The organism is Micromonospora phytophila, assembly GCF_023656545.1.
In the GTDB taxonomy this organism is placed as follows: domain Bacteria; phylum Actinomycetota; class Actinomycetes; order Mycobacteriales; family Micromonosporaceae; genus Micromonospora; species Micromonospora phytophila.
The window spans coordinates 1-4,819 of the sequence record NZ_JAMOKF010000373.1 but is presented as its reverse complement, the minus strand read 5'-3'; the positions used below and the strand labels follow the sequence as shown (position 1 = coordinate 4,819).

Genomic DNA, 4,819 nt, shown 5'->3' with positions numbered 1-4,819 from the left:
CGTCGTTCTCGGCGGGCTGCTCGGAGAGGTGCACGTGCAGGGGCGCGCCGCGCCGGTCCGCCCAGCCGGCCACGGTGGCGAGCTGTCCGGCCGGCACCGCACGCACCGAGTGGATCGCCGCGCCCACCCGGGCGTGGGTGTTCGCCGGCGTGAACGCGGTGACCCGTTCCGCCCAGCGCAGCGCGTCGCCGTCGCCGAAGCGCAGCTGCGGCCCGGCGAGCGGCTGGGCGTCCACGCCGGCGGTGAGGTAGCAGGTGTCGAGCAGGGTGAGCCGGATCCCGGCGTGGGCGGCGGCCTCGACCAGCGCCTGACCCATCGCGTTCGGGTCGTCGTACGGGGTGCCGTCCGGGTTGTGGTGCAGGTAGTGGAACTCGCCGACGCAGGTGACGCCCGCGAGGGCCATCTCGGCGTAGGTGGCCCGGGCGAGCGCCAGGTAGGAGTCCGGGTCGAGCCGGGCCGCCACCGCGTACATCTGCTCGCGCCACGTCCAGAAGTCGCCGCGCCCGCCCTGGGTGCGCCCGCGCAGGGCCCGGTGGAAGGCGTGCGAGTGCGCGTTCGCCAGCCCCGGCAGGGTCAGCCCGGGCAGCCGGACGGCATCGCCCAGCACCTCGACGCCGGTGGCGACGCCCGCCGCGCCGAGGAGCGGCGTCACCGCGGTGATGCGGCCCTCGGCGGTCTCGATCAGCACGTCGGGTGTCGGCTCGGCGTGGTCGGGCAGCCAGGCGTGTTCGGCGAGCCAGCGGCTCGTGGTCATCTCGCTCGCCCCCTGTGCGGCTGCCCCGTTCGTGCGGGCAGCTCCACAGTGCCCGACGAACGGAGTGTCGTGGTCGCGCGCCCCGGTCGTGCCGGGGTCGCCACGGTGCTCAACGAGCCACGCGTCACGATCCACCATCCCGCCGGCGATCCCGGCTCCGATCCCACCCGCGATCCCGCCGGCGACTCCGTCTGCCCGTGCGTCCTCAGCGGCATGCCAGCTCCTCGAGCACCCGCGCGAGGGCGGTCACCCCGGCGGCGCAGTCGGCGTCGGTGGCCGACTCGGCGGGGGAGTGCGACACACCCGTTGGGTTGCGGACGAAGAGCATCGCGGTGGGCAGGTGCGCGGCGAGCACCCCGGCGTCGTGACCGGCCCCCGTCGGCAGCACCGGCGCGCCGAGCAGCGCCGCCAGTCGGCCGGCCAACCCGCCGTCGAAGGCCACCAGCGGCGTCGCCGACTCCTCGGTCAGCAGGACGTCGGTGCCGTCGCGACGGGCCCGCTCGGCGGCCTTGGCGTGCACCGCCTCCACCAGCCCGCTCAGCGTCTCCTGCTCGGCGGCCCGGGCGTCCAGCCAGCCGGTCACCTTCGACGGGATCGCGTTGGTGGCGTTCGGTTCCACCGCCACCCGGCCGACCGTGGCGTGCGCCCCGCGCAGCCGGGCCTCCTTGTTCGCCGCGAGCACCGTGAACGCGTAGGTCAGCATCGGGTCGCGGCGGTCGGCCATCCGGGTCGTACCCGCGTGGTTGCCCTCGCCGGTGAAGTCCAGGCGCCAGCGGCCGTGCGGCCAGATCGCGTCGGCGACCGCGACCGGCGCGTCCGCCTCGATCAGCGCGCGGCCCTGCTCGACGTGCAGCTCCACGAACGCCGCGAAGCGACCGAGCAGCTCCGGCCGGGCGCCCGCCGGCGGCCCGCCCCACGCCTCGGCGAAGCTCACCCCGTCGGCGTCGACCAAGCCGGCCGCCCGCTGCGGCGCCAGCGCCCCGGTGAGCAGCCGCGACCCCAGGCACGGTACGCCGAACCGCGCCCCCTCCTCCTCGACGAACGCGCCGAGCGCCAGCGGCCGGACCGGCGCGACCCCCGCCGTCCGCAGCTCGTCGACGGCGAGGAACGCGCTGACGATGCCGAGGGGACCGTCGTACGCGCCGCCGTGCGGCACCGAGTCGAAGTGGCTGCCGGTCAGCACCGCGTCCCCGGCCTCCGGGTCGCCCCACCAGGCGAAGAGGTTGCCGTTGCCGTCGTCGGTGACCGGCATGCCCCGGCGGGCCGCCTGGTCGCGGAACCAGTCCCGCAGCCGCAGCTCCGGTTCGGTCAGCGCGTACCGCAGGTAGCCGCCGCTGCGCGGGTCCCGTCCGATCGGCGCGATCTCGTCCCAGAGCTGGCGGAACCGGCCGGCGAGGTCGGTCACGGTGCTTCCCTATTGTTCGCGACTGCGGGGCTCCGCTGCGCTGCACTCCTCGCGCTCACGCGGTGCCCTCCGCCATCGGCACCCGCACGCCGGTCGCCTGGGCCACCTCGCGGGCGGCGTCGTAGCCGGCGTCGACGTGCCGGATCACGCCCATCGCCGGGTCGTTGGTGAGCACCCGCTCGATCTTCTGCCCGGCCAGGGCGGTGCCGTCGGCGACGCACACCTGCCCGGCGTGCAGGGAGCGGCCGATGCCCACCCCGCCGCCGTGGTGGATCGACACCCAGGACGCCCCGCTGGCGGTGTTGACCAGCGCGTTGAGCAGGGGCCAGTCGGCGATCGCGTCGGAGCCGTCGGCCATCGCCTCGGTCTCCCGGTACGGGCTGGCGACGCTGCCGCAGTCCAGGTGGTCCCGGCCGATCACCACCGGCGCCGACAGCTCGCCGGAGGCCACCATCTCGTTGAACCGCACCCCGGCCTTGTCCCGCTCGCCGTACCCGAGCCAGCAGATCCGCGCGGGCAGGCCCTGGAAGGCGACCCGCTCGCCGGCCATCCGGATCCACCGCGCCAGCGACTCGTTCTCCGGGAACAGGTCCAGGATCGCCCGGTCGGTGGCGGCGATGTCGGCCGGGTCGCCGGAGAGCGCCGCCCACCGGAACGGGCCCTTGCCCTCGCAGAACAGCGGCCGGATGTACGCCGGCACGAAGCCGGGGAAGTCGAACGCCCGCTCGTAGCCCGCCAGCTGCGCCTCGCCCCGAATCGAGTTGCCGTAGTCGAAGACCTCCGCCCCGGCGTCGAGGAAGCCGACCATCGCCTCGACGTGCTTGGCCATCGACGCCCGGGCCCGGTCGGTGAACTCGGCCGGCTTCGCCGCCGCGTAGTCCCGGGCGTCGTCCAGCTCCACCCCCACCGGCAGGTACGACAGCGGGTCGTGCGCGCTGGTCTGGTCGGTGACGATGTCGATCTCGACGCCGCGCACCAGCAGCTCGGGGAAGACCACCGCGGCGTTGCCGACCACGCCGACGGAAAGGGCGCGCCGGTCCCGCTTCGCGGCCAGCACCCGCCGCACCGCGTCGTCCAGCGAGTCGGCCACCTCGTCGAGGTAGCGGTCGCGCACCCGGCGCTCCAGCCGGCTCCGGTCCACGTCCACGATCAGGCAGGCGCCGCCGTTCATGGTGACCGCGAGCGGCTGCGCGCCGCCCATCCCGCCGCAGCCGGCGGTCAGCGTCAGCGTGCCCGCGAGGGTCCCGTTGAACCGCTTCGCGGCGACCGCCCCGAACGTCTCGTAGGTGCCCTGGAGGATGCCCTGGGTGCCGATGTAGATCCACGATCCGGCGGTCATCTGCCCGTACATGGTCAGGCCGAGCTGCTCCAGCCGGCGGAACTCCGGCCAGGTGGCCCAGTCGCCGACCAGGTTCGAGTTGGCCAGCAGCACCCGGGGCGCCCACTCGTGGGTGCGCATGACCCCGACCGGCCGGCCGGACTGCACCAGCATCGTCTCGTCGTCACGCAGGTCGGTCAGGGTCCGCACCAGGGCGTGGTACGACGGCCAGTCCCGGGCCGCCTTTCCGGTGCCGCCGTAGACCACCAGGTCCTCGGGGCGCTCGGCCACCTCCGGGTCCAGGTTGTTCATCAGCATCCGCAGGGCGGCCTCCTGCGGCCAACCACGGGCGGTGCGTTCGGTGCCGCGCGCGGCGCGGACGATCTGGGACATCTCGGGTCTCCTCTCAGCCGAGGAACAACTGGCGGCGGGCGGCGGACGCCTCGAACGCCTCCAGCCGACGTTGGGTGTCGGTCGGGGCGGCGTCGCAGATCGCCTGGAGCAGCACCATGGCCAGGGTCATCGGGGCGGTGTGCAGGTCGAACACGAGCTGTGCGCCGACCGCGGCGGGTAGCACCACGTCGGCGTGTTCGGTGGCCGGGCTGACCGGCGAGTCGGTGATGGCCACCACGGTCAGGCCGGCGGCCCGCGCCTCGTGCAGCGCGTCCAGCGTCTCGCGGGGGTAGCGGGGAAGCACGAACGCCAGCAGGGCGCTCGCCCCGGCCTCGGCGGCCTGCTCCAGGCGGTCGGTGAGCAGGCTCCCGCCGTCGTCGAGCACCCGCACGTCGGGGTGCACCTTCGCGGCAAAGTAGGCGAAGTAGGAGGCCAGCGGCGCGGCGGCCCGCAGGCCGAGCACCGGCAGCGGGCGACTGGCGGCCAGCAGCTGGCCGGTCTCGGCGATCCGCTCCCGGTCGGCGAGCTGACCGGCGAGCCGGTCCAGGTTGCCCATCTCGGCGCGTACCGCCTGCTGGAGTTCGTTGCCGGCGTCGGGGGGCCCGTCCGGCGTGCCGGCGGTCAGCTCGCGCAGCCGGCGGCGCAGCGCGGGGTAGCCGTCGTGGCCGAGCGCGACCGCGAACCGGGTGACCGACGGCTGGCTGACGCCGGCGAGCTCGGCGACCTCGGCCGCGGACAGGTACGCCACGGCCGGCGCGTGCTGCACCAGGCAGTGCGCGATGCGGCGCTGGGTCGGGGTGAGGCGGACCCCCTGGAACAGGTCCAGCACCCGGTCGGTGGGCGCCACGACAGCTCCCTCATTCATGCCGTGACTCTATGCATGAAAACTTTCAGAGGCAACCACCCCCTGCGGCGAACCCCGCATACCCGCCCAGCTGCCGGGCTCGCA

Annotated in this window: 4 protein-coding genes; all 4 read right to left on the bottom strand. The window is 74.9% G+C overall.

Going from position 1 to position 4,819, the window contains the following annotated elements; all coding sequences use genetic code 11:
* Nucleotides 1-754: formimidoylglutamate deiminase (locus NCC78_RS27640; RefSeq protein ID WP_250798157.1), on the bottom strand; the 754-nt coding region annotated here is incomplete at its 3' end.
* A 205-nt stretch (nt 755-959) separates the two neighbouring features.
* Nucleotides 960-2,159 carry an allantoate amidohydrolase gene (locus NCC78_RS27635; protein WP_250798155.1) on the bottom strand — a complete coding sequence of 400 codons (1,200 nt, stop codon included), beginning with the start codon at nt 2,157-2,159 and terminating at the stop codon, nt 960-962.
* Nucleotides 2,160-2,214: 55 nt separating this feature from the next.
* Nucleotides 2,215-3,870, bottom strand: coding sequence for a urocanate hydratase (gene hutU, locus NCC78_RS27630; protein ID WP_250798154.1), 1,656 nt, complete (start codon nt 3,868-3,870; stop codon nt 2,215-2,217).
* A 13-nt stretch (nt 3,871-3,883) separates the two neighbouring features.
* The gene (locus NCC78_RS27625; protein ID WP_250798153.1) at nt 3,884-4,735 is read right to left on the bottom strand and encodes a MurR/RpiR family transcriptional regulator; all 852 of its coding nucleotides are present in this window, start codon (nt 4,733-4,735) and stop codon (nt 3,884-3,886) included.
* Nucleotides 4,736-4,819: the final 84 nt, after the last annotated feature.